The sequence below is a fragment of the Dyadobacter sp. HNCC25DJ185 genome, from assembly GCF_056895195.1.
Genome location: NZ_JBXHAR010000001.1, coordinates 666512 through 689838, shown reverse-complemented (window position 1 = coordinate 689838; position 23327 = coordinate 666512). Strand labels below are relative to the sequence as shown.

Here is a 23327-nt window from a genome sequence, read left to right as displayed (position 1 = left end):
ATACTAGTACTGGTGAAAGGCTTGCGAGACAAATTTCAGTACCTCCGGCAGCGATTCGCGCCAGTAAGTCCAGTTGTGTGCGCCTTCACGGATACGGAACTCGTGCGGAATCTCTTTTTTGCGCATTGCAATGTGGGCCAGGCTGTTTCCCTCAAACAGAAAATCGTCGTCGCCGCAGTCGATATACCAGCGTACCGCTTTTTTGTTAGCATCTGGAATATTGTTGATCAATTCCAGCGCATTATGCCGGTTATAATAATTCGTCACCGTCGAATCCTGAACATTGGGAATGCTTCGCATTAAGCCTTTTTTGGCATCTTCGAGGGTGAGGGGACCGGTATAGGCGCTCAGCGGGCAAGCGGATGAAAACAGTTCGGGATGGTGCAGCGCATACATAAAGCTGCCGCCACCGCCCATTGAAAGCCCGGCCACTGCACGGTACCTTTTCTCACTTTTGACTCTGTATTTTTTCTCAACAAATGGCATCAACTCCTGAAAAAAGAAATCCTCGTAAGGCCAGTCGCCTTTTGGATCATTGAAATAACCCCTGCGACCGGTATCAGCATCGGGCATGACAATGATCATCGGCGTCGCGATGCCGTCACGGATCGCTTTGTCGGCAATGTTGAGCACCTCACCGAACTGCACCCAGCCGGTATGGTTGTCGCCTGCGCCGTGCAGCAGGTAAAGTACCGGATAGCTGCGCTCCGAGGTAGCGTAGTCCGGCGGGAGGTAAATCGCAAATTTCCGCTCCGATTTGAGCAGCTTGGACGGAAGTGAAAGATTATCAAGCACTTTTCCTGATTGCGCAAAAGACGCAATCGCTCCTAAAAGGATTAAAAAGGTAAAATTGACGGTCCGCATACAAATCAGGGTTAGATTATTTCTTTTTAATTTTCATATTAACCGGGTCCCAGTTAATTATCTTTTTACCAAAATAGCTTTCATTGCAAGCCAGCACCGGCGCCGCAGCCCGGAAACCAAAAACGGGATCTTCGATCGTTCCGACACTGCCACTCTTCACGTTATCAAAGAAATTCTTAAAATGATTAGCGTGGGCGTCATCCCCCTTAGGCGCTTCAAATCTGACTTCCTTAACCGGCTCCGCTTTTCTGGTATCCTCCGGATATTGCGCATCGTATTGCGCCTTAAATTCTTTTTGCTGGCTTTCAGAAAAAGTATAGTAACTGTCGTATCCCCCAAAACCAGGCGCTTTGGGCAGCTTCTTCTTGTTAAGGAGGAGGTTGTTTTGGGTGAATTCAATTTGTCCCTCCGTTCCCACAATCCTCGTGTTGTTCTTAATGGAACCTGCGTTTGCAAAATTCACCCGCAAAACCATCTGGAAATTGGTATGAATATCTGTTTTAGGATAATCCAGGATCGAAACCAGTACATCGGGTACATCGCGGCCATCCTTCCAGTAACTCAGTTCACCCGACGACAGAATCCGCTCCGGACCTAATGAGTTAGTTACAAAGTGCACACCGGTAATCAAATGGACAAACAGGTCACCCGCAACACCTGTACCATAGTCCCTATAATTTCTCCACCTGAAAAAACGCTTTGGATCAAACGGTACCTTTGGCGCATCACCCAGGAAAGTATCCCAATCAAGTGTTTGCAAAGAAGCATCGGTTGGAATAGAATAATTCCAGGCCCCTATTGAATCAAAACGGTCGTAATTGGATTCCACAAAATTGATCTCACCGATTTCCCCCGCCTGTACAAGCTTCTTGGCCTCGTTGTAAGAAGCCGAACTGATGGACTGGCTGCCTATCTGCATGGTTTTGCCCGATTTCTTCCATGCCTCGATCACCGAAAGGCCCTCGTCGATATGGTGCACCATCGGCTTTTCGCAATAGACATTTTTGCCTGCTTTCAATGACGCTTTGGTGATATGATCATGCCAATGATCGGGAGTGACGATCAGCACAGCGTCAATATCCTTTCTTTCCAGGATCTGCCGATAGTCCCGTGTCGTGAAAATATCTTTCCCATACAGCTCCTTAACCCGCGTCAGCCGACCGTCGTAAAGATCTGCCGCTGCCACAAATTCCGCATCAGGTGTACTTTTAATGGCGGCACGTGTATCGCTGTGCCCTTGGATTCCCATGCCGATGGTCGCGAAACGAATTTTATCATTGGGACTGATTTTTTTAAGGTCCCTGATCACGTTAAAAGGTTTTGCAATACTTTCAGTAGCGACCAGAGCCGAAGCTGCTGCTACATTCCTCAAAAATCTGCGGCGGGTTCGTTGCATGTGCGAATGTACATTTGGTGACGGTAATGAACGGAATTAATGACAGGCAAATTAATGTTTTTTGGATCAACTGATTTAAGACTAACAAAACGATGGAAAATACATCCCGAAAACTGATTGTTAAAGAATTAAAAGAACTTATCCGGAATGGCAACGCCCACATCACGCTGGAAGAAGCAGTAGCCAGTCTGCCAGCCCATCTCCGGGGTATTGTTCCTGAGAACCTCCCCTACAGTATCTGGCAATTGCTTGAACATATCCGTATCGCTCAACAGGACATTGTCGATTTCTCAGCCTCGGAAAACCACACCGTACTTGAGTGGCCCAAAGACTACTGGGCTGATCCAATAAGCGAGGTAAGCGACGAAATGTGGGAAAACTGCCTGGAACAAATCAAAAATGACCAAGAACGTTTCATTAAATTGCTGGATGACGAGAACAATGACCTTACCAGGGCCTTTCCCTGGGGGGACGGACAAAACTTAATCAGGGAGGCGATGCTCATCGGCGATCACAATGCCTATCACACTGCTGAAATCCTGGTAATCCGACGTCTGTTCAAGGCCTGGAATTGATCTGCTTTATCCAATTGCCTCACAGCTCTTCAATAAAAATCTCCTTATAAAATACCTTGGCTTTACCGCCACCATGTACCTGAAACCCGATAATGCCTTTCTGCGGAATGGACTTGTCTGGCTCGGTATAGTCCACGGTCTGTTTGCCGTTCAAAAAGATCTGAATATGGCCGCTCTCGCTCCTGATCTCGTAATTGTTCCAATCGTTTTTCCTGAGAATTTTGCTTACAGTCGCCGAGTCAGGCCCGATCAGGGTTTTGTTCCGCCTGGATTCGTCATAAAGGCTGGCCCAATACCCGTCGCCCAGGTCAGCCTGATAGCCAATCATCTCATAAGCGGGGTCCTTAGCCCTGACGCTGTGAAACTGGACGCCCGTATTGATAAATCCTTCACTGCCTGTCAGCTTAAATTTCAGTTTCAGGATATAATTGGAATACACCTTTTTGGTACATAAAAAATCGTTGTGAGGAACCGTCTCTGTCAGTGACCCTCCAGCCAATGCGCCGCCCTCAATTTTCCACATCTTCACAGTGTCGCCTTCCCAGCCATGAAAGGTTTTACCGTCAAAAAGCGCAACGGGCTTCCCTTTCTGTATCACCATGAAGCTTGTCAGGATCAGCAGTGCTGCTGTAATAAGGTATAATGGTCTTTTTAGCATGGCAGTCACGTTTTTGTTCAACCGGTTTGATTTATTCATTAAAGCATTTACACCGCTGTCTTTACTATTTGATGACGGGTCACTGGCCTATTTGTCAGAACTTCAAATCGCTTCTCGCTCACGAAAAAGAGACCATATCAGTGCTTTTCACGAATATTGCTATTTTTACAACCCTGTTTTATAAAAACGTAACAAAGCCCCTCTAAGCAGGATAATTGTACATGATTGACTCGTTCAAAAACCAAAAAGACGACCTGCTCTTAGCCATCGAAAGATTTGAACTTGTTGCCAAGGCAACCCATGACGTGGTCTGGGACTGGGACCTCACGCATAACAAACTCTGGTGGAGCAATGGCATGGAGCTTATCTTTGGATACAAACCCGGGGAACTGTCAGACGGTCCTGCCTCTTGGTCGGAAAATATTCATCCGGAAGACCGCGAACGGGTGCTGAAAAAAATACGTGCTGTTATGGCAAGCAGCGAAACAAATTGGTCTGATTTCTACCGCTTCAGACGGGCCGATGGCCATTATGCGTACGTCCATGACCGTGGTTATACGATTCAAAGTGATGGCAAGCCCGTCCGCATGATAGGATCCATGGCGGATATTACGGAGCAGATCCACTCGGAAAAGGCCCGTAAAGAAAGTGAGGAAAGTCTGAAATTTGCACTCCAGGCAGCGCAGCTGGGAACCTGGAACATGGACCCGGTTAAAAAAAGCGTCCTTTTTGACGACCGTTGTAAAGAACTTTACGGGAGACCTGACGATAACGAACTCAACTACGACAGCCTTGTCCAGTTCATTCATTACGAAGACCGTGAAAGGGTGGCCCACGCGGTTGCCAGGGCGTTGGACCCCGAGCTAAGAAGCAGTTATGATATCAAATACAGGGTTGTCGGTGCAAGCGACCAAATACTGCGCTGGCTGCATTGCAATGGTAAAGCTTATTTTACTTCGGATGGCCGCGCGTACCGTTTTACTGGTATCATGAGGGACGTCACCCAGGATATCAGCTCCCAGGAAAAAGTGTTGTGGGCCGACCAGCAGGCGGCTATGACGATTGAGGGTTCAGGTGCAGGGTCGTTTTTAGTTAAATTGGATACCAATGAGATAATACATTCTCCTACGATGGCGCGGATTATTACGGGGATCGAGGAGGTAAATATCACCAGAGAAGTATTTATTGAGCACGTGCATCCCGAAGATGTTTTGATACGTCTGGAAGCCTACAAAAGAGCAGAACAGACTGGCGACCTGAGATATGAAGCACGTTTTGTCTGGATAGACAGATCGGTACATTGGGTAAAGGTGATCGGACGCTACCTGTATGATAGTACCGGCAAAGCGATTTCGATTTCAGGCATTGTAATGGACATCACCGACCGGATCGAATCGGAGCAAAAACTCAAAGCAAGCGAAGAGCGCTACCGCCAGCTCGCCAGCGAGCTGGAATTGCGGGTACAGCAACGTACTGCCGAGCTTCATCAGGCTAACGCCGAACTGATAAATTCTAACAATAACTTGCAGCAGTTCGCTTACGCAGCCAGTCATGACATGCAGGAGCCATTGCGCAAAATCCAGTCATTCGGATCCCGCTTACAATCTGTTTACGCGAAGGTACTGGACGAAAATGGCGTTTTTATGCTTAACCGTATTCAGGATGCCTCCAAAAGAATGACGCTCATGATCGATGACCTGCTTGCATATTCCCGTCTCACAACCCGCGAAGCCGAGTTTCACACGGTCGACCTGAGTAATATTGTAGCGAGCGTTATCGCCGATCTCGAAATATCCATCCAGGAGCAAAAGGCTGACATTACGGTAGGAATACTCCCTGTTGTGTTGGGAAACCCGCTGCAACTGATGCAGCTGGTCCAGAACTTGCTCAGTAACGCCATCAAATACAAACATCCTGAACTGCCGCCCAAGATACACATATCAGCCAGGGAAACGGCATCGCACGAAATTCAGGCAGTACCAAAACAGCTTCCCGACAGCAGGTATATCTGCCTTGAAGTTGCGGACAACGGTATCGGGTTCGATGAAATTTATCTGGACAAGATATTCCAGATGTTCCAGCGGCTTCATGGAAGAAGCGAATTTGCAGGCTCAGGAATCGGCCTGGCTTTATGCAAAAAAGTAGTCCAAAACCATTATGGTCACATCACAGCGAAAAGTGAGCCCGGAAAAGGCGCCACATTTATGGTATACCTGCCACAGCCAAAATAAAAAAGGACAGCGCCTCCCCTGATGTCATTTTTTCCAGATATCAGCAAATTCGTCTGGGTGCCGGCGAAATTGCATCAGCACATATTCGCACAACGGCAACACTTGCAACTGCTCTTTTCTGGCGTAGGCAACCATCTCGTCCAGCATTTTTCTGGCCAGGCCCTTGCCTTCCATTTCAGGATTTACTTCTGTATGGTAAACAGTTAATGTGGTTTCACTAACTCCCACAACCATCTCCCCTACTTGATTCCCGTCATTTTCAATATAAAATTTCCCTCGCAGCCTGTTATCCAGCTTTAATTTGACCTCGTCCATAAATTGATTTTTAAACCATATTAAACCCCTTCCGCCACCTTTTTCATTTTAGCCAGTCCCGTTTTGGCGACCAGCAGCGGATCCTGGGTGTAATATCCTTGATTAAAAACTTCAAAAGAAAGAATAACCGGCTTTTCTGGATTTTTAAGTATTTTCAAAAGATCCTTGAGGGGCGCAACACCGTCCCCGGCATATACCCGGTCGGCATCGGTGATGGTTTCACGTGGCGGCGTGGCAGGATAGTCGTTCATGTGAAATATCTCAACCAAAGGTTTTCCGACATCTTTGACGCTCTGCATACCCGAGCCTCCCTTATGTAAATGATAAACGTCCATCAAAACCCGTGCGGAAGGATGGCCTGATTCTACTGCCACGTAAAGTATCTCTCCCACGCGGCTCAGATTTTTGGAAAAGCCCCATAGTTCCAGGTGAGGCACTACTCCGGTTTTATCGCCCAGTTCGAGGATTGTCCTGTAACGTTCAGCTACTTTCGAAAGATCAAGCGATGCACCAGTGGTCGCTCCCATGGGTGGGGCTGCAACCCTTGGACAGCCGATTTGCGCCAATTGTTCCATTTCCATTTTTAGCTGATCCAATGCTTTTGCCCTCGCATTTTCATCGTCCACAATCCAGGTTGCAAACCCGATGGCATCCTCCACTTTCAATCCCAGATCGGTAATGATCTTTTTGGCTTCGGTTAATGTGCCCCCATTTTTAAGATAGTCCTGCAACGTATTAATCCAAATTTCTACCGAACCGTACCCTGCCTTGGCAGCTACTTCGAGCTCCTTTCTAAAACCCAGCTTATGGCCCCTTAAAGTGCTCATATTCAAAGAATAAATAAAAGACTGCTCTTTGGTTTTAGCGATGTCTGCGGGTAAAAGACCGGCCCCTGTTACGGCCAGCATAGAGGACAATGATTCACGACGGTTCATCAATAAGTTGGAGTATGGTAAAACTGATTTCTTTGTAAAGGAAAACCAGGGAATTTTTTACCGCAACTATACGTAATTTGATAACCTAATATGGATCCAAAACACCTTCTGGATGAAAGCAGATGATTATAAAATACCCGCCCTCACGCGCATCGGGCACGTTCATTTGAAAGTCGCAGATCTCGAACGTTCGCTGGCCTTCTACTGCGGTTTACTGGGATTTGAAATAACAACCCGCTATGGCGATCAGGCCGTTTTTATCTCTGCCGGCGGGTACCATCATCACATTGGCCTCAATACCTGGTACAGCAAAAACGCGCCATCTGCCTCTCAGCATGGGGTCGGGCTGTTTCATACAGCGATTCTCTATCCAACCAGAAAAGACCTTGCAGTTGCCTTTGACAGGTTATTAAAAGCAGAATATCCGCTATCCGGAGCGAGTGATCATGGCGTTTCTGAAGCACTCTACCTCAACGACCCAGACAATAATGGAGTGGAATTGTATTGGGACAGGCCCAAGGAACTCTGGAGCTACCTGCCCGACGGCTCAATAGAAATGTACACCAAGAGCCTCAATTTGAGAGGATTGCTGGCCGAACTCGCATAAAAACAAAGGGAACATTCCTATCAAAACGTTCCCTTTACTGATATTAATCCACTGTAACCCAATTGGAAAGGCCGCCCTGAATACCCGGGAGCCGGTCTTTGTAACCCTCTCTTGGCTCAAAGTGTTCAGTGGTTAAAATAAGGGAGGAAAGTGTGGCGCCCCGTACGTGGCTAAACTCGTGATAAGATGCCAGTGAACCCTGAATCCATTTGTCCGTGTTCTTTTCTCTTCTAAAAAATGTTTCCAGCAAACAGAAAAACGTGTATCCCGTCGCAGTTTCCCTTATTCCATAGGTGTGATAGTCGTCTCTGCTGGTTTCATTTTCATACCGGATAATTTTTTTATTGCGCATTGCTTCGGAAAAAAGCGCAAAATACTCTTGTCCTGTCATCCCAATTCATTTCGTGATCGAATAGTTTGTCACGAAAATATACGCTCGCCCAACAGCGCTTGGATTTGTAGGATAAAGAAATTTTCAATACTTCATCATTAAAGTCAGTAGCTTCCTGTCCAGTTTTTGTCCGTGCCATTCTTCGTAGGCCACATCTTCCCTACGGGAATTAAGCAAGCCAAAATCTCCAGAGAACTCCCACAATGCAAAGCCAATCCCATTAGACGATAGAATGTCGAGCACGTCGCCAAACCATGCCAGGAAAACATCGTGCGGTGTTTTGTTCCAGCAGCCGCATTCACCACAATGTACGCCTACTCCCTTCCCCACGAGTTCGATCCATGGCTTGTAGAACTTTTCAAGCAGTTCGCGGCTCAGATACTTATCCCCCACCTGTCCGGGCCATTTGGGTGTCGGAACATTCGTAGTATCCTTCATGGCCCAGGGTGCCTTGTAATGGGAAATAATCCCGGGATTGTAACCACGGCAACTTTGTGCAATATCCAGGTCCACCAACTCCGGAATAACTGAGGAACCCGTATCATTCCCATCCGCGATGATCAGGTGCCTGGGATTCTCCCTTCTGATCGATTCCGACGCAGCAATGGCGACTTTGCGATATACATCCCCAGGTACCGAGGACCTTTTTGAATGCTGATCGTTCATATCCGCCCGCATACTGGGCTCGTTGAGCAAGTCAAAGCTTATTTTTTTGGATGAGACACCTTTGTATCGTTTGGCCCACATATTCCAGTGAAAGCAGAACGCGTCCAGTGCTTGCTGATCTGTCCAAAGGTTATAGGGTTCGTGGAACCCGGCATTGATACAGTAACCGGGTGCGCGATGCAGGTTCAAGCTGACATGCATATTGTATTTGTGCGCAGCAGCAACGAGTTCATCGATATGCTCAACAGCCTGCTCGTCGATATGGTACACTTCATCCGGTGTAATGTTTCGGCTGCGGTCAAATTTGAGGTAAGCGGGGTACGCCATCGGAATTCTGACAAAATCGAACCCCCAGTCTGCCATCCATTTGAGATATTCCTCCGGTGTGGGCTTTCGGCTGGAAGCGGGATCCGGCGAGAAGAAATCCAGCAGGTTAAAACCCTTCCACTTCGGGAGTTTATTCTTCGCTTTTTGGTCCGCAAAAGCTAGTTCCGGTCCGGCAACGGCACCGGCCGCAACAAAAGCCCCGGTATTTTTGATGAAAGTTCTGCGATGCATGGGTTGAGCACGTTTCGTTGTACTTTCAGTAAAATACCGGGAGCGGGTCGTTATACTTGCCGGACTGCGGACTTACAGAGTTTTCAAATCCTGCCCAGTCTCAGCCCTTTTTATCTCGAATAAATAAATCCGGTTGTTGTATACCCTGTTTTCCCCTTGAAGTTGTAGACCATCTCTAGGGCCTTTTCCTGTATGTATTTATTTTTCAACTTCTTATGTAATTCTGCCGACTGCTTCACACCATTTACAATCAATTCGTCCTGACTTAATTTGTAGGAAAGATTACTAATGCCCTTGATCACACCCGCCTCAATCAGGTCGTCGATCAAACCATTTTGCATCTTCTCGTATTCCTGACGATCCTTTTCCGCGACATATCTGGATTCCTCTGCGCGTTTCCTGCTGACTTCGGCCTGTTCGCGGTGTTTTTCTGCCTGTGTCCGCTGATGCTCTGCGTCCAGCCGCATTTGATTGGCTTCTTCGCGCATTTTGTCGGCTTGAATGCGGCTTTGATCAGCCTGCTGCCGGCCCAGTTCGGCTTGCTCCCTCAACTTATCCGCCTGAACCCTCTGCTCGTCTGCTTGGATACGGTTTTGCTCCGCCTGTTGTCTGTTTAACTCCGCCCTTTCTCTGAGGACGTCTGCCTCAGCCCTCCGTTTGTCCGCTTCCCGGCGATCGATTTCGGCTTTTTCATGCTCGACTTTTATTTTTTCAATAATCCCGTCAATTTCAGGCTGATACGAAGCGAATTGATTTTCAGGAATTTCCTTACCGTCTACGGCCAGCTCCGTAGTTTTACCATTCTTCTGAATGATCTTATATCGTTTGCCGTTGGTGCTCACATCATAGGTGCTGATCCCCTCCTGGTCTGAATAAATATGCGCAGCGTGAATGGCTGTACTACTTTCCTTTTTCTTTTTCGGTAATGTGTCAACGACTGTTGTGAGCTCCTCGGCTGGCCCGGACACAATGGTTACTTCCGGTAATAACCTGGCTTTGGCCAAGATTAAATTCCCTTCTCCCGGACCGACGTGGGAAACGGCAGCTGAAAGTGCTGCCACCGCTAATAAACTAACTGTTACAAATAATTTTTCCATGGCATCTAAAGGTTTATTGTTGTTATTAATAATTCGCCTGATCCTGTCCAGTAAATGATTACGCTTCTTGGAAAACGCAATTGCAAAGGCTGGCATCGACTGATTGTATTCTTGAAATGAAACCAGCGCATGTATAAACGAGGTTTTATTCTGCATCACTGAAATCGCCAGATCATCGCAGCAATGCTCTCTTTCTTCTTTGATGACCGACGAAATCCATATCACAGCCGGATGGAAGAAAAAGACATTTTCACAAAAGATCTGCATCAGATTGACCAGGTAATCGCGGCGGCGGATATGGGCCAGTTCGTGTAAGAGAATGGCCTCCACTTGTGCAGCAGGAAGGCTCGCCAGCATTCCCAAAGGGACCAAAACCATCGGCCTGAAAAATCCGACCACCATTGGAACCGTAATTTTCTCCGATTCCATTAAGAAAACACGCTCGCTGATCCGCAGTTTCTGCGCCAACAACAGGAACCTGTTCTTCCAACTTTTTTCAGTTTCAAAGATAGCTTGCCGACGGATCCGTCTCAAGTAAACGATCCCGGTAACTGCCTGCGCACTTTTTAATCCAAAAACCAAAAACCATATGGCAACAATGACTTGGGCATTTTGGGAGCAAAATCCGGTTATCAAGTCTATCCATTGGAATGATCCATCGGCGTGTTCAACCACTGGATTCATTTGGACGTGCGATAAGTCCGTATGGGTCTTGCGAACCAGCGTCATAAAAGGGACCTCATTTCCTACCCGCATTTCCAGAAAAAAGGTCAGGCAGGCCGCAGACACAAACAAAAGCAGTACCGCGCATAGCAAGTTGTACCTGACCGCGGGCTTCTGTCTGCGGGTCATTATCAGTATTCCGCCAGCGAGCACGGCTGCCGCCAATCCCTGCCAAACCGAATGCAACAGTGTGAGGCACATGGCCTGGATCAACTTTTGAAAATAGGGTTGCGAAATCAAATCTAAATCCATGACGGTCAGATCTTAATAAATTATTTCTCCAAATTTTTTAGAAAATCCTTGATCTCATTCAGGTCGTCCGAAGAGGTATTTTTATTTCCGAAGAGCTGCATCACCAGACTAGCCGCAGACCCTTTGTACATTGAATCGACAAAACGTTCCAGCAGGGCGGTTTTGGTTTTGTCCTCTTCTTCTGCGGGACTATATACGTGCTTCATGCTGCTCTCATCCCTCAGCAAGATTCCTTTCTCCGCCATGATCTGCATCAATTTCAAGGTCGAGGAATATTGCACCGCACGTTTTTCTTCGTTAAGTGTGTCATTTACAAAGCGGACCGTTGACGGCCCATGCTCCCAAAGCACCTGTAGTATCTCTAATTCTGACTTCGTAGGCTCCATTAAAATTTCATTTTCTTATCAACGGCTCAAAGGTAGGAAAAATTTCGTACGAAAAAATATTTAGGTTTATTTTTTTGCTTTTCGAAGAGTCAACAGCCAAACTCATCGACTCCCTCATGCTAAAACCCATATGAACTATACCAATATTCCGACTCTCTATTAGCAAGTTTCCACCCCTTTTGAAGGGGATTTTCATGAATATAATCCAACTTTTGTCTGAGCACTTTTGATGAATAAAGATCAATACCCAATGTGCTCCTTTCCCAAAACTGATATTTCCTGTCCTTCAAATTAACCTCAAACTGGCTGAGGGATCCGGGATCAGACTCCTGTAAATCGAATTTGATCGGTTGCGCCGTGTACTTTAAAAAGTCTCTTTGCACATCTTGTAAAGGCAGGTCTTTCTGGATGCGCCAGATCAGGTGAATATGGTTGCGCATAATTACAAGCCCATAAATTGTTACCCGTTTTTGCTCAACAAGAAATTGCAAGCTACGAATCATGACTTCCTTGTATTTATCTTGAACCGGCAGTTTCTTCCACCATAAGATGGTTGCGATAAGAATGGAATGTAATGTGTTTCCGCTGGCGCCAGGTAGTTTTCTCAGGGTGTATTGTACCTTACCGACATAGACGCCGGGCAATGAATTAAGTCACATTGATATGTCTTCTTTATCTTTTAGCCCGAATTATCCGCTAATGTTGTTGGTGACAAAACCAACAACGGCGGCGGCAGCTGCGGCACTTACCGAAACCAGCGGCGCAGCCGACCTCACAAAAACAGAATTCGAATCCTTCGGAACAGAAAAGCCGCAGGCCCGATCGGCAATCGATCAAACCTGCGGCTTGTTATCTTTATATCCCGGATTGAAATCCGGGGTCAATAGATTAGTCGAGCCACTGGATCTTTTTTTGCTTGCGCAAGAACAATCCTTATGCTCCCAGCGCCTTCCTGGCAAACTCAACGCACTTGGCTGTTTCTTTAAGCGGGTCGGACCCTGCGGGGATATCATATTCCAGCTCGATGGTAGCTGGAAATTTATACTTTTTCGCGCGCATCAATTCCAATGCAGCCACAATAGGCGTATCTCCTTCGCCCCATACCACGTTAGCACCGCCATGTTCTTTGTTCTTACGGTCCTTTACATGCATACTGACAATGTGGTCGTGTTTGGTTTCAATCAGTGGAATCGGATCGAAGCCGGCTGCAACGTAATGCCCCATATCGAAATTCATTGCGTTGTATTTAGACTGGCTCAGGGCGGTATCCCACCAGGTAGGCGTTTGCTGTGTATGGCCATGGTAACCTGCATACACTTTGTTTTTCAGTGCAATTTCACCCAATCTTTTTGTCTGTGCCTCGTTGGGCAGCTCCACATTTGCCTGATTGGCACCCAATGCTTTGGCAGCGCGAAAAGCGTAATCCACTTCCGCATCCGTATTTTTTTCTCCCAACGCCGAAGGTTTAAAAGCATAGATGCTCACACCCGCGTCATTGTACATTTTCCTTAAATGTACAAATTTGTCCATCGGAACTTTGGCGCGCCACTCGGCAAGCTTGGTATTATATTCGGCAATCGCAGCTTTTTGCTCGTCAGTCATCTGCGGACGCTGTCCATTTGCAGCGGGTGCCATATTCGGACGTGGCGGTGCTTCAGGCGCTCCGGCAAACTGTTCGCCTGTCGGGCCCATCAATTCAATCGCACTGATGTTACAGTCAATGCAATATTTAAGGATATCCTCTGCGGTGCTTGGCAAGCTGCGCCACGAATATGTGATAGCGCCCACTTGCACGCCGTTAAAAAGAGAGTTAGGCTTGCCCAGTTTCTTGATATAGGCCGGTGCACCGAAAACCGGCACTTTAACCAATGCAAAACCTGCTGCGGCAAGTGCGGAGGTGCTCAAAAAACTGCGTCTTGAAATGTCCTGATCTTCCATATCTTTCAGTTAAAGTTTATTAAAGGCCTTAATAGTAACGTCCAACATACTTATTCTCAACAATGAGTTTCTTCATCTTAGCGGGGTTGATCGGCCCCTGGGAAGAGTAAACAATTTTTCCACCAGGCTCCACCAGCAAAGTATAGGGCAAAGCGCCCTGCCATTTCGGATCCACTGCTTCAATGAGTTTGTATTTGTCCTCCACGTTAAAAATATAGTTCGTATTGGAGGCAAATTTTGTTTGTAAAAATTTAAGTGCTTTGGGTTTTTTGTCCGGGCTGTCCGCACTAATCGAAATAAACTCGAAGTCACGGCCGCGGTACATATGGTGCATGGTCAAAAAATCCGGGAATTCGGTCACGCATGGGCCACACCAGGTCGCCCATACATTAATCAGCCTCAGTTTGTCGGATTTGTTCTGGATCAGTTCCTTTATCCCGGCTTCATCAATGGTTTCAAGGCTGACTGGTTCCTTAGCCCAGCCAGCCTGCTCATCCTGTACGCCATGTTCTTTCGAAATCCATTTCATGGAGCATCCGAAGGTCTTGGTTGTAGGTACAGGTACCGGTTTCCCGGCAAGTAATGCGTCCAGTGCATTCCTCGCATCCAGGTTTTTCGGGGTACCTGTCGGCTTTTCCACATCGTCAATGCGCCCGTTGTACTGGAGTTTTCTGGCTTTGTCAAAAATAAAAATATGGGGCGTAGCAACCGGGCCATACGCGTTTGCCGTTTTCTGGTCATCGCCATCGAACAAATACGGAAAATTATAAGCCATATCTTTTGCCCGTAATTTCATTTCCGCATAGGTATCTCCCATATCGGTATAACCGAGCTCGTCCAGCCGGATCGCCTTCGGATCATTGGAAGAAATGACGACCACTGCCACTTTCCTTGCTTTATAGTCACTGGTGATAGACTTGATCCTCTGCTCGTACGCCTGGGCGGTGGGGCAATGGTTGCACGAAAAAACGATTGCGAGAATATCCGCCCCGGCAAAACTTTTTAAGGTGTACCGCTTGCCATCAATCCCCAAAAGATTAAAATCGGGCGCAGAGGCACCGATTTTCAGCGTAGCCGGCTGCTCGGCATACAACACATTTACCTGCAGAACACAAACCAAAAGAGCTATGAAAACTTTATAAAATGAGCGCATAGGACTTACTTTTTGATTTAGACATGATATAACCCAAAAGTCAGCGCACTGCAATTTATTACTGTTTTTATACCATTAAATAAACAGCGGGTAATGCCGTCATTTTTTAGGCAATTGTACCTGGGCTGTGGTTTTCAGGTATGCGATCAATTCGGTCACTTCTTTATCAGACAAATTCTCCAGCAGTCCTGTGGGCATCATGGAAGCAGGCGTTACTTCGCGCGTCTGGATGTCCGACTTATTGACAACAACTGCGTCCTGACCCACAATCCGCAAGGTGACCTGCCTTTCCGTTTCTTTGGCAATATTGCCTACATAGGTACGTCCGTCTCGCGTGGTAACTACCACCATTTTATAGTCATCCTGAATTTCCCCGCTTGGATCAAGGATGTTGCCCAATAAATAATCTACATTGGCCCGGTTGGAGCCCGTCAGTTCGGGGCCAATGATACCGCCTTCTCCGTACAATTTATGACAGGGGGCGCAGGTTTTCTGAAACACCATTCTTCCTTGCACCTTGCTGGCCTCGGCAACCGATTTGTCGGACAACAGGTTACGGTACTTTTTATAGGCTTTCTCATCAAATGCGACGTGATCGATCGGTCCCCAAACCTCCACAAAACCACTTCCTACCACCCTGCGAAGCTGGCGTGCTACATAGGTAGGAATGTCCTTCTTGGGGATTGTATTTTTCGAAATGGCCTGAGTAAGCAGCCAGCCCGATTTAGGTCGCGAAGCAAGGGTCTGGATTGCCTCTGCTTTTTCAGCGGTATTCAGCCGAGGGTATTTTTCGATTAAGGATTTAGCAAGTGGTTCATTGTCAAAGGCGGCTATGCTTCTGATCGCATCCAATCTGAGCGTGTTGTCTTCCAGCAAAGCCGGGAATTCGTCAACAAGCTCTTTTCTTTGCCGGCTGGTAAGGGACTGAAGCGCCTTCTTTCTTTGCTCGACAGGCGCGTTTTTGTTTTTAAGTGTCGCCAAATCGTTCTTCGCCGCCTCGGTATCGCCAAACTGCCTGCTCAGGTCCATCGCTATCTGCGCGGTTTGCTTGTCAGCCTGCTTCAATTTGCTGAAAACCGCATTCCAGTTGGCCGGTGTCTTGATATCCGTTCTTCCCTCCAGCGCGTCGCGCATTCCTTCCAGCATACCGGTTCGGTTAACAGTCGCTTTGCCGATAGAAGCTACCAATGTCTCAATCTGGTCAGCGTCCGTCACGCGGCGTGCAATGAAATTGGTCACCATCGGGATTTTACTTTTTTGCGCCATGTCAAGGGCTTTTGTGGGGTTCTCCTGCACCAATGGCTCCACACCAAACCAGATCATTTTGGGCAGATTGTGATCCTCCGCATCTTCGGCGTGTGTCAGCAGACCGTCTGCTATGCTCCATTTGGATGCAGGATCAATGCGCTGCAATGCCGACGCCAGGTACAGGCGGACAACTGCCGACTTATCTTCAACAGCCATTTTCCCTAATTTAGCCAATACGTCCTGCGTAGGCTTCTCGTCCTCACAAAGAAACTGAATCGCCCAGGAACGCACATAAGCGTCGGGGTCTGAAAGCGATTTAACCAGAAAACCTTTGTCGGAGTTGGCAACATGCAGCGTCCACATCGCCCTCAAACGATAGTCTGCATTTTTCTCAGACTGAAACATTTGGGTTAACTTCTCCAATGCCGGCTGGGCGATTTTGCCTTTTGTGGCCCTGCTTTGCAGGATCACCCTGGCCCGCCTCGCATGCCATTCACTTTTGCTGGATTGCAGCTCAGCCAGTTCCAGGTCACTCATTTTGGCAAGATCGCCATACCGGCCTTTCCAGTTTCCGGCAAGCGAGTTCTTTGGCATCACCCTGAAAATCCGCCCCGTTTCTGAATTGAGTACGTCCGAGCCGCAAATATCCGCGTCATGCCAGTCCAATACGTACATCCCTCCTTCCGGCCCTATTTCCATGCTGAAGCCGACCCATTGCGCATTATTGGCCATTAAAAAATCATCGGAATGCTTTCCTGCAAATCCCGAACCTTTTGGTACGAGCAGATCCGACAAAATTCCGTGCTCATGGATATTGGCCATGAAAATTTTGCCCCGCTCACTTTCGGGGAATGCGTCTGACAAGTAAACCCTGGCCCCTCCATGCGCCGAGCGGTGCGTGTGGTCCGCAATGGTTTTGATATCATTATAAACGTAAGGATTGAAATGCTGGCCACCCTGGCGGTGATAGATCCCACCGGGAATGACATGCCATAAATGCGGGATGACACAGGCGGTAATAAACATTTGCCCTTTTGCGTCATAATCAACTCCCCAGGGATTGCTGAAACCATGGGCAACGACTTCGAACTTATTTTTGGTAGGGTGATACCGCCACACGCCTCCGTTGATATCCACACCGTCTTCTACTTCCATATTTTCGGGGAAAGGGTCTTTGTGTTTGTATAGTTTTCCTTTCCCAATCGGCTTGCCCACTTTCGAAGGGGTCGCAAAGCCTTGTAATCCATACAGCCAGCCGTCAGGCCCCCAGTGGAAGCTGTTCAATGTTTCGTGGCGGTCGCGGATCCCCCAGCCGGTCAGCCTTACTTCGATATCTTCCATATCGGCCTTGTCGTCGCCGTTTTTATCAGGCACAAAAAGCAAGTTAGGCGGCGCGCCTACAAAAACACCGTCGAAACCTACCGCCAGCGCAGAAGGAAACGCGAGGCCTTCCATGAAAACCTTCTTTGAATCCGCAACGCCATCTTTATCAGTATCTTCCAAAATGAGTATCCGGCTGGTACCTGCATTGGAAAACCCCTTTCCTCTTGACTCATAATCCTTATTTTCCGCTATCCACATACGTCCCCGATCATCCCAGCAAAAAGCCATTGGCTGTGTCATCATCGGTTCAGAAGCCCATGCATTTACAATAAACCCGTCTTTAACCGTCATGGCTGCTACAGCTTCCTGGGCACTCAGGAATTTCGCCTCGCGGCCTTCCTTTTGAGCAATCGCCCAGAGTGCCGCCGTATTGTAGGTACCATTGTTCCCGATGAATTCCCCGAATGTTTTATTGAGGGTCACATCATTCAGCTGGCCTGTATAAATGACCAGCTCGTGCTTGATGACTTCAGTTTCGCCTTTTTTGATATGCCAATCCCCTTTGCGGGCCCGGGCCGGGCCGGCGCCCAGCTGGCTGTCCACACGCCAGGTCTGCGGATATCCTTTGTTTTCGGGATGATCGAGAATGGCTATGTGCGCCAGGTCGCTCCTACCTTCCACCTGCATACCAATGTCCACCCACAGGGCTGGCTGCCCCTCTGCTTTTTCGTTTTTCTGGCGCGCGGCATTCACTACTTCTCCTTTGATCCCTTCCTTCCAGGGCATCCGCACGAATAACCCGCCATAGTCGTATTTCCCAATGGTCACGTCGGTTTTGGCTTCGCCGTTCCATTCCAGGTCCAGCAGGTATTTTCCGTCCTTTTGCCGCATGGTCCAGTTTTGGGTTTCCGTTAAAACGGCAGTTCCTGTGGAATCAAGCAGGTCATAGACGGTTTGCCACTTTACTTCTGTCCCTTTTGCTTCCAGCACTTTGGCCGAAACCTTACGCCAATATCCTTCGTCCGGGTGATGAAAATAATCCCGGCCATTGACCCTCGTGTAGCCCCAGTAAACACCCGTTTGATGCTTGTGATGCCCAGGGCTGTACTCGGTCAGGATACCTTTCCCGTCCGGTGCGACGATCGGGTGGAGATAGGGACGGAAGTTTGCTTTTGCATTTTGGGTTAAGATTGGTTTGGCCTCGTTGCCCCGAAAAATACTGATCGTTTCTGTCGCTTCGTTCTGCACGGCGCGCAGCTGTGTATCGGCCTTTTGCGCGGCAACAAAATAGTCTTTGGAATTTTTAAAATCATATCCAAAATTGAGGAGCAGGAAAATAACAAGCAGTGGGGCAGACCTTACAATTCCCATATTTGAATCAATAGATTATCCGGTTCGGAAGTAATTTGTTATTTTTTATACGGTTAGAATAAGTAGTAACCCTTCAATAAATACTCAATAGAAGCAGCAGCGGCGATTTATCTTTCCAAGAACACGGCAATGAACTTCATCAAACTACTATTCCTTTTCATACTGATCACCATGATGGAACAGCATGGTATCATCTACCGGACCGGCAAGCGGCACAGGCGGGGGAAGGAAATGGAGGGTGTTTCCGGAACAACCCTGAGCGGGCCAGGTGCCATGCATGGGATCTGGCGGCTATCGGGGATCAAGGTAGACGGAGATATGCCGGTGTTGCCCTTCGACGACGACACTTTCGGGCCGGAAGATATCCAGAGCAACGAAATGCTCATCGCCTATTTCCCCGACAGCTCATTTACCCAAATAGGGACAAAAGGAGGCTATCTTGCAGGGCGGTGGGCCTACGCCGCCGAAACCCAATCCGTATTTCTGACGACCGGGCGCCAGACGCAGGAAATCCCCTTGTCATTTGACCAGGCAGCCAATGGAAAACGGCTGATGAGCCTTGAAATCCGCAACAGGCAAGTCATGTCACTCATTGAAGATGGCAAACCTGTTTCGCGGTACCAGGACGACCCGTTTTACCCGGCCAACAACCTATGGCGCATTAAACCCGCTCAGCCGGAGGACAAAAAACAGCTGTTACAGCGATTGAGAAACTATCTGCTTCATTGCGCTTATATTTTAAATGCAGCCGAGATCAGGGAACAAAAAACGGTCTCCATGGAATTTTCAGACGGGATCATCAGGCTTTATAATGTAGGTATCGGCATTGTCAAACCCGACAAAATCCCGCCGACCTGGATCAATGGATACTATTCCCGGGAAGATGCCATGAGAGCGTACCATTTGTATGAGGATTATCTTCTGACAGTGACGACAAAAAAATCCCAAACCGGCAATTGGGTTCGGGATGATTACAATATTCTGATTGAAATTTATAACGGGCTGGCCAGAAAGCACGCAGCCATCATAAAATAAAAAACTTCTCGGGCGTGTAAGCCAGTGGCACCTGCTGGTCGCGCATCATTTGTTTCAGGTCGCGCTCGATGTTTCTTGAAATAGAAAGTACCGGCGTATCCGTTGGCTTATTCTCGAACGGGTCCTGCAGATGGATCGCCATTTTTTCGATAAGGAAAAAACAAGCAGTGATCACGATCAGCACAGGTACCATCAGAAATCCAAATAAATCGACCAATCCGAATGGCAGGAGCAGGATAAAGAAGTGCAAGGCCAGATGGATGTACAGGCTGTAAGTCGAGGGAAATACCGTGTTTTTGATTCTTTCCGATTTTCCCATGGAATCACAAAGACGGGTCAGTGTCTGATCAATCTCCACCTGCTGATATGGGTTTACCCAGCCCTGTTTTAGCGCATTTTTCAAATCTCTCGCATGCAATTGGATCAATCCCAGGTGCTTATTGTCGTAATCTTTTACAAACTCGCATTCATCTTCGCTCACGAATTTGCTGATCAATGGCATCGGATCGTCCTTCCTCAGGCCTTTCCCCAACGCGTAACACCAGGCGATCTGCCGGTTGATCATTCTCCGCTTGAAACCGTCAATGTGATCCGGCTCAAAGGGCTCGTCCATGAGCGACAGAATCTGGCGCGCCAGTGTCCGGGAGTCATTCACGATTGCCCCCCAGATGATCCTCGCTTCCCACCAGCGATCGTAAGCCTGATTGGACCGGAAAGCCAGCAGAAGCGAAATGATTGTCCCCAGGACGGTGGGTACCGTCATCGGAATGGAGATATTCGTGATATGGAAATTCTGATAAATGATTTCAATGGCGAAACCGTAAATCGTCACGAAAAGAATTTCATATTTGATTTTTCCGAAAATATAACGGATGGGAATGTTCTTTTTGAGAAGCATAATTTATTAGACTTTATCTGTTCAATATCCATTTCCTTTGCTCAATGCGCTTCCACGGTGGCTGCCAAAGCCGAAACCTGGATGAGATCGATGTTGACCAGCGGGGTATCCGATTTTTTCAGTACAGGCAGGACATCCAGGCTGTATTTATTGAGTTTTGGTATACCGTAACTGTCCGAGTAAGCGATGAAATCGACGTCGTGGTACTCCAGAAAGTTTTTCAGCGAAGCGAGCTTATTGCCATAAAAAAAATCGATGCGGATGCTTTTAATCTGTTCCGCGAACGTCACTTTGAGCGTTTTACATGCATTCCAGAATTCCCGGGGGACCAGTTCGTATTCCTTGTCCCGTGAACCTGAAAAGAGGAGGTCCTGAATATCCTCTGCCACATGAAAAAGATGCGTGAACACGATGTTAACCTCTTCGTTCATATCTCTCACCATGGTTTCCGCAACCTGAATACCTTCATTGGTAAAATCTGTCGGGATCATTATCGTTTTCATAAACTCTATCGGTTTGATTAACAATGCATTTGACTAAAATTTGGTCATGCAATGTTACAGCGCACTCATTAGTGTGCGCTAAGAGGGAAATTATAATGTGGTGAGAGATTGATTAAAACCGGATTAGAATATTAGAACCGGATTAGAAGTTGCGGAAAGGCAGGCAGGTAGTGAAATGGGTACCTTCCCCTACCCTGCTTTTTACCTCCACTTTTCCCTGGTGCATACGGATGATGTTGTTGGCCAGCGGTAAGCCAATTCCATAGCCCTTGTATTTTTCTGTATTCGAAGCCCTGAAAAAAGGGACAAATATCTGGCCTATTTCCCGCTCGGGGATGCCAATGCCTTCATCGATGATCTCGACGACCGAATAGGTTTGATCGGCGCGAATGATGATCTGAACAGGCCGGTTGTCGGAATATTTACAGCTGTTGAGGACGATATTGGTGAATGCGGCCTTCAAAAGCATTTCGTTCCCATTCAGTACCAGTTTTCTTTCATCGTCCGGCAACGAGTCGAAATTGATGGCTACTTTGTTGTCGGGGATGATTTTGTCGACAGCCTCCTTTACGGCAATCACCAGCTCATCAATACGCAGATCGTTCCATTGTTCTTTCTTTCCGTCGAAACCTGTTTGCGCAAGACTTAGCATACTGCTGGCCAGATGTTCCAATTTCTCCGATTCCCGGTAAATGTTCAGGAAAGAGGCAACTGCGTTTTCGGGCAGGCCAGGGACAGCCAATCCCAACTCTGCTTCTGCACTGATCACCGTAAGAGGTGTTTTGAATTCATGGGAGGCATTGCTCACAAAGTTGTTTTGCATTTCAAATGTGATTTCCAGCCTGTCGAGCATATCATTGAAGGTCCTGGAAAGGGCTTCTACATCGTCGCTGCTGTTGTCGATCACAAGGCGCTGGTGCAGGTTCAGCGCATTGATACCCTTAACGTTACGGATAATCCGCCGTATGGGTTTGAAAACTTCATTGGAAAAAAGTTTCCCAAATGTGAATACAAAAACCATCGCGATCAGGAAACCAATGACCAGCAGGTTTTTCAGGTTATCCATCTCCTCCATACCATATAAATCTACTGCGGACGAAATAACCACCAGGCTGTTTCCCTCCTTCCGGATAAGCAGGCCTACATAGGAGGTGTCATTTTTGAAAAACCTGGCCGGTACGTTGCTAGCCAGATCATTATAAAACGTTTCTGGCATCGGCAAGGCGTGTTTTGATTTTTCGGAAAGCATTCCCGGGGTGATCCTGTGTTTCTCAAATGGCAGATCACCAAGGTGCCTTGCCTTGATATCATGGTAAATGGAGGTCCGCGATTTGTTTTCCTCCAAAGCCGCGTGTCCCACGATATCGGCCCGAACTTCAAGCCTGTGAAAAAAACTGGCCGAAATATTCTCAGAGGCGAAAATATAGAGGAATGCACTCAGCGCCAGAATAATCCCAGCTGCCAGGGCCGTAAAAATCAACGCAATTTTATTTTGGATCTTCATAAGCCTGGCGCAGTACGTATCCCATACCAAAAACCGTGTGGATCAGCTTGATATCGTGGTTTTTGTCTATTTTTTTTCGCAAATAGTTAATGTATACGTCAACTACATTAGTCCCCAGGTTAAAGTTGATATCCCATACATTTTCCAATATTTCCATCCGGTTAAGCACCCGGTTCGTGTTTGAAAGCAGGTACTCCAGCAGCCGGAATTCGGTAGCAGTCAGCTCGATTGTCTGGTGATCACGACGAACGGTTTTTGTGACGGTATCCATCACCAGGTCGCCAATGATCAGCAAACCCTCATCCCGTTCTTTTTCAGGTTCTTTTCCCCTCCTGGTCAATGTTCTGAGCCTGGCTTCCAGCTCTGCCAGCTTAAAGGGCTTTGTCATATAGTCATCAGCTCCGGCATCCAGCCCTGACACGATGTTTTCAGTCGTTCCCAATGCGGTCAGCATCAAAATAGGCGTCGTAATCTTCGCCTGTCGCAGACGCCTGCATACCTCCATACCGTTGATCACAGGCAGCATGAGGTCCAGAATAACAATATCAAATGTGTGTTGAAGGATCATTTGTAAGCCCGATTGTCCGTCCATAGCTACCGTGATCTCGTGGCCAGAGGCGGATAAACTCCTTTGAATAACCGAAATAACGCTGGGTTCGTCTTCGACGAGCAATACTTTCATATGGTGCAATGGATGCTG

21 protein-coding genes are annotated in these 23327 nt (G+C 47.6%); 4 read left to right on the top strand and 17 right to left on the bottom strand.

Annotated elements, in window-relative coordinates:
• Positions 1-3: 3 nt before the first annotated feature.
• Positions 4-864 (bottom strand): alpha/beta hydrolase, encoded by an 861-nt coding sequence (locus tag AC1XUF_RS02780; RefSeq protein ID WP_483340127.1) that lies wholly within the window; start codon positions 862-864, stop codon positions 4-6.
• A 16-nt stretch (positions 865-880) separates the two neighbouring features.
• Complete coding sequence (locus AC1XUF_RS02775) at positions 881-2260, bottom strand: Gfo/Idh/MocA family protein (RefSeq protein WP_483340126.1); 1380 nt, start codon at positions 2258-2260, stop codon at positions 881-883.
• A 92-nt stretch (positions 2261-2352) separates the two neighbouring features.
• Here AC1XUF_RS02775 and AC1XUF_RS02770 point away from each other — a divergent pair, with 92 nt between their 5' ends.
• Positions 2353-2835, top strand: coding sequence for a DinB family protein (locus AC1XUF_RS02770; RefSeq protein ID WP_483340125.1), 483 nt, complete (start codon positions 2353-2355; stop codon positions 2833-2835).
• Between the two features lie 19 nt (positions 2836-2854).
• On the opposite strand, the gene AC1XUF_RS02765 is transcribed toward AC1XUF_RS02770, so the two are convergent.
• Positions 2855-3493: a 3-keto-disaccharide hydrolase gene (locus AC1XUF_RS02765; protein WP_483340124.1), complete on the bottom strand. Its 639-nt coding sequence runs from the start codon at positions 3491-3493 to the stop codon at positions 2855-2857.
• Between the two features lie 221 nt (positions 3494-3714).
• On the opposite strand from AC1XUF_RS02765, the gene AC1XUF_RS02760 reads away from it, so the two are divergent.
• A complete protein-coding gene (locus AC1XUF_RS02760; RefSeq protein WP_483340123.1) occupies positions 3715-5724 on the top strand; it encodes a PAS domain-containing sensor histidine kinase in 2010 nt (669 codons plus the stop codon).
• Positions 5725-5748: 24 nt separating this feature from the next.
• On the opposite strand, the gene AC1XUF_RS02755 is transcribed toward AC1XUF_RS02760, so the two are convergent.
• Both AC1XUF_RS02755 and AC1XUF_RS02750 read right to left on the bottom strand, forming a co-directional pair.
• Positions 5749-6039 carry a GNAT family N-acetyltransferase gene (locus tag AC1XUF_RS02755; protein WP_483340122.1) on the bottom strand — a complete coding sequence of 97 codons (291 nt, stop codon included), beginning with the start codon at positions 6037-6039 and terminating at the stop codon, positions 5749-5751.
• A gap of 20 nt (positions 6040-6059) precedes the next feature.
• A complete protein-coding gene (locus AC1XUF_RS02750) occupies positions 6060-6974 on the bottom strand; it encodes a sugar phosphate isomerase/epimerase family protein (RefSeq protein ID WP_483340121.1) in 915 nt (304 codons plus the stop codon).
• Positions 6975-7086: 112 nt separating this feature from the next.
• Between AC1XUF_RS02750 and AC1XUF_RS02745 the strand changes: the two genes are divergently transcribed.
• A complete protein-coding gene (locus tag AC1XUF_RS02745) occupies positions 7087-7581 on the top strand; it encodes a VOC family protein (RefSeq protein WP_483340120.1) in 495 nt (164 codons plus the stop codon).
• A 43-nt stretch (positions 7582-7624) separates the two neighbouring features.
• On the opposite strand, the gene AC1XUF_RS02740 is transcribed toward AC1XUF_RS02745, so the two are convergent.
• From AC1XUF_RS02740 to AC1XUF_RS02705, 8 genes are all read right to left on the bottom strand, one after another.
• Positions 7625-7972, bottom strand: coding sequence for a hypothetical protein (locus AC1XUF_RS02740; protein ID WP_483340119.1), 348 nt, complete (start codon positions 7970-7972; stop codon positions 7625-7627).
• 84 nt (positions 7973-8056) lie between these two features.
• Complete coding sequence (locus AC1XUF_RS02735; RefSeq protein WP_483340118.1) at positions 8057-9196, bottom strand: glycoside hydrolase family 5 protein; 1140 nt, start codon at positions 9194-9196, stop codon at positions 8057-8059.
• A 110-nt stretch (positions 9197-9306) separates the two neighbouring features.
• Positions 9307-11268 (bottom strand): M56 family metallopeptidase, encoded by a 1962-nt coding sequence (locus AC1XUF_RS02730; protein WP_483340117.1) that lies wholly within the window; start codon positions 11266-11268, stop codon positions 9307-9309.
• A gap of 20 nt (positions 11269-11288) precedes the next feature.
• The gene (locus AC1XUF_RS02725; protein ID WP_483340116.1) at positions 11289-11654 is read right to left on the bottom strand and encodes a BlaI/MecI/CopY family transcriptional regulator; all 366 of its coding nucleotides are present in this window, start codon (positions 11652-11654) and stop codon (positions 11289-11291) included.
• Positions 11655-11773: 119 nt separating this feature from the next.
• A complete protein-coding gene (locus tag AC1XUF_RS02720; RefSeq protein WP_483340115.1) occupies positions 11774-12157 on the bottom strand; it encodes a transposase in 384 nt (127 codons plus the stop codon).
• A gap of 430 nt (positions 12158-12587) precedes the next feature.
• Positions 12588-13592 carry a sugar phosphate isomerase/epimerase family protein gene (locus AC1XUF_RS02715; RefSeq protein ID WP_483340114.1) on the bottom strand — a complete coding sequence of 335 codons (1005 nt, stop codon included), beginning with the start codon at positions 13590-13592 and terminating at the stop codon, positions 12588-12590.
• Between the two features lie 28 nt (positions 13593-13620).
• Positions 13621-14745 carry a redoxin domain-containing protein gene (locus tag AC1XUF_RS02710; RefSeq protein ID WP_483340113.1) on the bottom strand — a complete coding sequence of 375 codons (1125 nt, stop codon included), beginning with the start codon at positions 14743-14745 and terminating at the stop codon, positions 13621-13623.
• Positions 14746-14844: 99 nt separating this feature from the next.
• A complete protein-coding gene (locus tag AC1XUF_RS02705; RefSeq protein ID WP_483340112.1) occupies positions 14845-18687 on the bottom strand; it encodes a PVC-type heme-binding CxxCH protein in 3843 nt (1280 codons plus the stop codon).
• Positions 18688-18816: 129 nt separating this feature from the next.
• On the opposite strand from AC1XUF_RS02705, the gene AC1XUF_RS02700 reads away from it, so the two are divergent.
• Positions 18817-19722, top strand: coding sequence for a hypothetical protein (locus AC1XUF_RS02700; protein WP_483340111.1), 906 nt, complete (start codon positions 18817-18819; stop codon positions 19720-19722).
• Here AC1XUF_RS02700 and AC1XUF_RS02695 read toward each other — a convergent pair.
• The 4 genes from AC1XUF_RS02695 to AC1XUF_RS02680 all read right to left on the bottom strand — a co-directional run bounded on the left by AC1XUF_RS02695 (position 19712) and on the right by AC1XUF_RS02680 (position 23309).
• Positions 19712-20620, bottom strand: coding sequence for a bestrophin family protein (locus AC1XUF_RS02695; protein ID WP_483340110.1), 909 nt, complete (start codon positions 20618-20620; stop codon positions 19712-19714). The genes AC1XUF_RS02700 and AC1XUF_RS02695 overlap by 11 nt on opposite strands.
• A 41-nt stretch (positions 20621-20661) precedes the next feature.
• Positions 20662-21123 (bottom strand): hypothetical protein, encoded by a 462-nt coding sequence (locus tag AC1XUF_RS02690; RefSeq protein WP_483340109.1) that lies wholly within the window; start codon positions 21121-21123, stop codon positions 20662-20664.
• A 142-nt stretch (positions 21124-21265) separates the two neighbouring features.
• Positions 21266-22627 (bottom strand): HAMP domain-containing sensor histidine kinase, encoded by a 1362-nt coding sequence (locus AC1XUF_RS02685; RefSeq protein ID WP_483340108.1) that lies wholly within the window; start codon positions 22625-22627, stop codon positions 21266-21268.
• Positions 22611-23309: a response regulator transcription factor gene (locus AC1XUF_RS02680; protein WP_483340107.1), complete on the bottom strand. Its 699-nt coding sequence runs from the start codon at positions 23307-23309 to the stop codon at positions 22611-22613. Before AC1XUF_RS02680 ends, AC1XUF_RS02685 begins: the two co-directional genes overlap by 17 nt.
• Positions 23310-23327 lie beyond the last annotated feature (18 nt).

Excerpts from the sequence above, each read along its gene's own strand:
- AC1XUF_RS02765 (WP_483340124.1), bottom strand. The coding sequence starts at position 3,493 with ATGCTAAAAAGACCATTATACCTTATTACAGCAGCACTGCTGATCCTG.
- AC1XUF_RS02770 (WP_483340125.1), top strand. The coding sequence starts at position 2,353 with ATGGAAAATACATCCCGAAAACTGATTGTTAAAGAATTAAAAGAACTT.
- AC1XUF_RS02745 (WP_483340120.1), top strand. The coding sequence starts at position 7,087 with ATGAAAGCAGATGATTATAAAATACCCGCCCTCACGCGCATCGGGCAC.
- AC1XUF_RS02780 (WP_483340127.1), bottom strand. The coding sequence starts at position 864 with ATGCGGACCGTCAATTTTACCTTTTTAATCCTTTTAGGAGCGATTGCG.
- AC1XUF_RS02755 (WP_483340122.1), bottom strand. The coding sequence starts at position 6,039 with ATGGACGAGGTCAAATTAAAGCTGGATAACAGGCTGCGAGGGAAATTT.
- AC1XUF_RS02730 (WP_483340117.1), bottom strand. The coding sequence starts at position 11,268 with ATGGATTTAGATTTGATTTCGCAACCCTATTTTCAAAAGTTGATCCAG.
- AC1XUF_RS02725 (WP_483340116.1), bottom strand. The coding sequence starts at position 11,654 with ATGGAGCCTACGAAGTCAGAATTAGAGATACTACAGGTGCTTTGGGAG.
- AC1XUF_RS02705 (WP_483340112.1), bottom strand. The coding sequence starts at position 18,687 with ATGGGAATTGTAAGGTCTGCCCCACTGCTTGTTATTTTCCTGCTCCTC.
- AC1XUF_RS02700 (WP_483340111.1), top strand. The coding sequence starts at position 18,817 with ATGAACTTCATCAAACTACTATTCCTTTTCATACTGATCACCATGATG.
- AC1XUF_RS02720 (WP_483340115.1), bottom strand. The coding sequence starts at position 12,157 with ATGATTCGTAGCTTGCAATTTCTTGTTGAGCAAAAACGGGTAACAATT.
- AC1XUF_RS02735 (WP_483340118.1), bottom strand. The coding sequence starts at position 9,196 with ATGCATCGCAGAACTTTCATCAAAAATACCGGGGCTTTTGTTGCGGCC.
- AC1XUF_RS02750 (WP_483340121.1), bottom strand. The coding sequence starts at position 6,974 with ATGAACCGTCGTGAATCATTGTCCTCTATGCTGGCCGTAACAGGGGCC.
- AC1XUF_RS02760 (WP_483340123.1), top strand. The coding sequence starts at position 3,715 with ATGATTGACTCGTTCAAAAACCAAAAAGACGACCTGCTCTTAGCCATC.
- AC1XUF_RS02775 (WP_483340126.1), bottom strand. The coding sequence starts at position 2,260 with ATGCAACGAACCCGCCGCAGATTTTTGAGGAATGTAGCAGCAGCTTCG.
- AC1XUF_RS02690 (WP_483340109.1), bottom strand. The coding sequence starts at position 21,123 with ATGAAAACGATAATGATCCCGACAGATTTTACCAATGAAGGTATTCAG.
- AC1XUF_RS02710 (WP_483340113.1), bottom strand. The coding sequence starts at position 14,745 with ATGCGCTCATTTTATAAAGTTTTCATAGCTCTTTTGGTTTGTGTTCTG.
- AC1XUF_RS02685 (WP_483340108.1), bottom strand. The coding sequence starts at position 22,627 with ATGAAGATCCAAAATAAAATTGCGTTGATTTTTACGGCCCTGGCAGCT.
- AC1XUF_RS02715 (WP_483340114.1), bottom strand. The coding sequence starts at position 13,592 with ATGGAAGATCAGGACATTTCAAGACGCAGTTTTTTGAGCACCTCCGCA.
- AC1XUF_RS02740 (WP_483340119.1), bottom strand. The coding sequence starts at position 7,972 with ATGACAGGACAAGAGTATTTTGCGCTTTTTTCCGAAGCAATGCGCAAT.
- AC1XUF_RS02680 (WP_483340107.1), bottom strand. The coding sequence starts at position 23,309 with ATGAAAGTATTGCTCGTCGAAGACGAACCCAGCGTTATTTCGGTTATT.
- AC1XUF_RS02695 (WP_483340110.1), bottom strand. The coding sequence starts at position 20,620 with ATGCTTCTCAAAAAGAACATTCCCATCCGTTATATTTTCGGAAAAATC.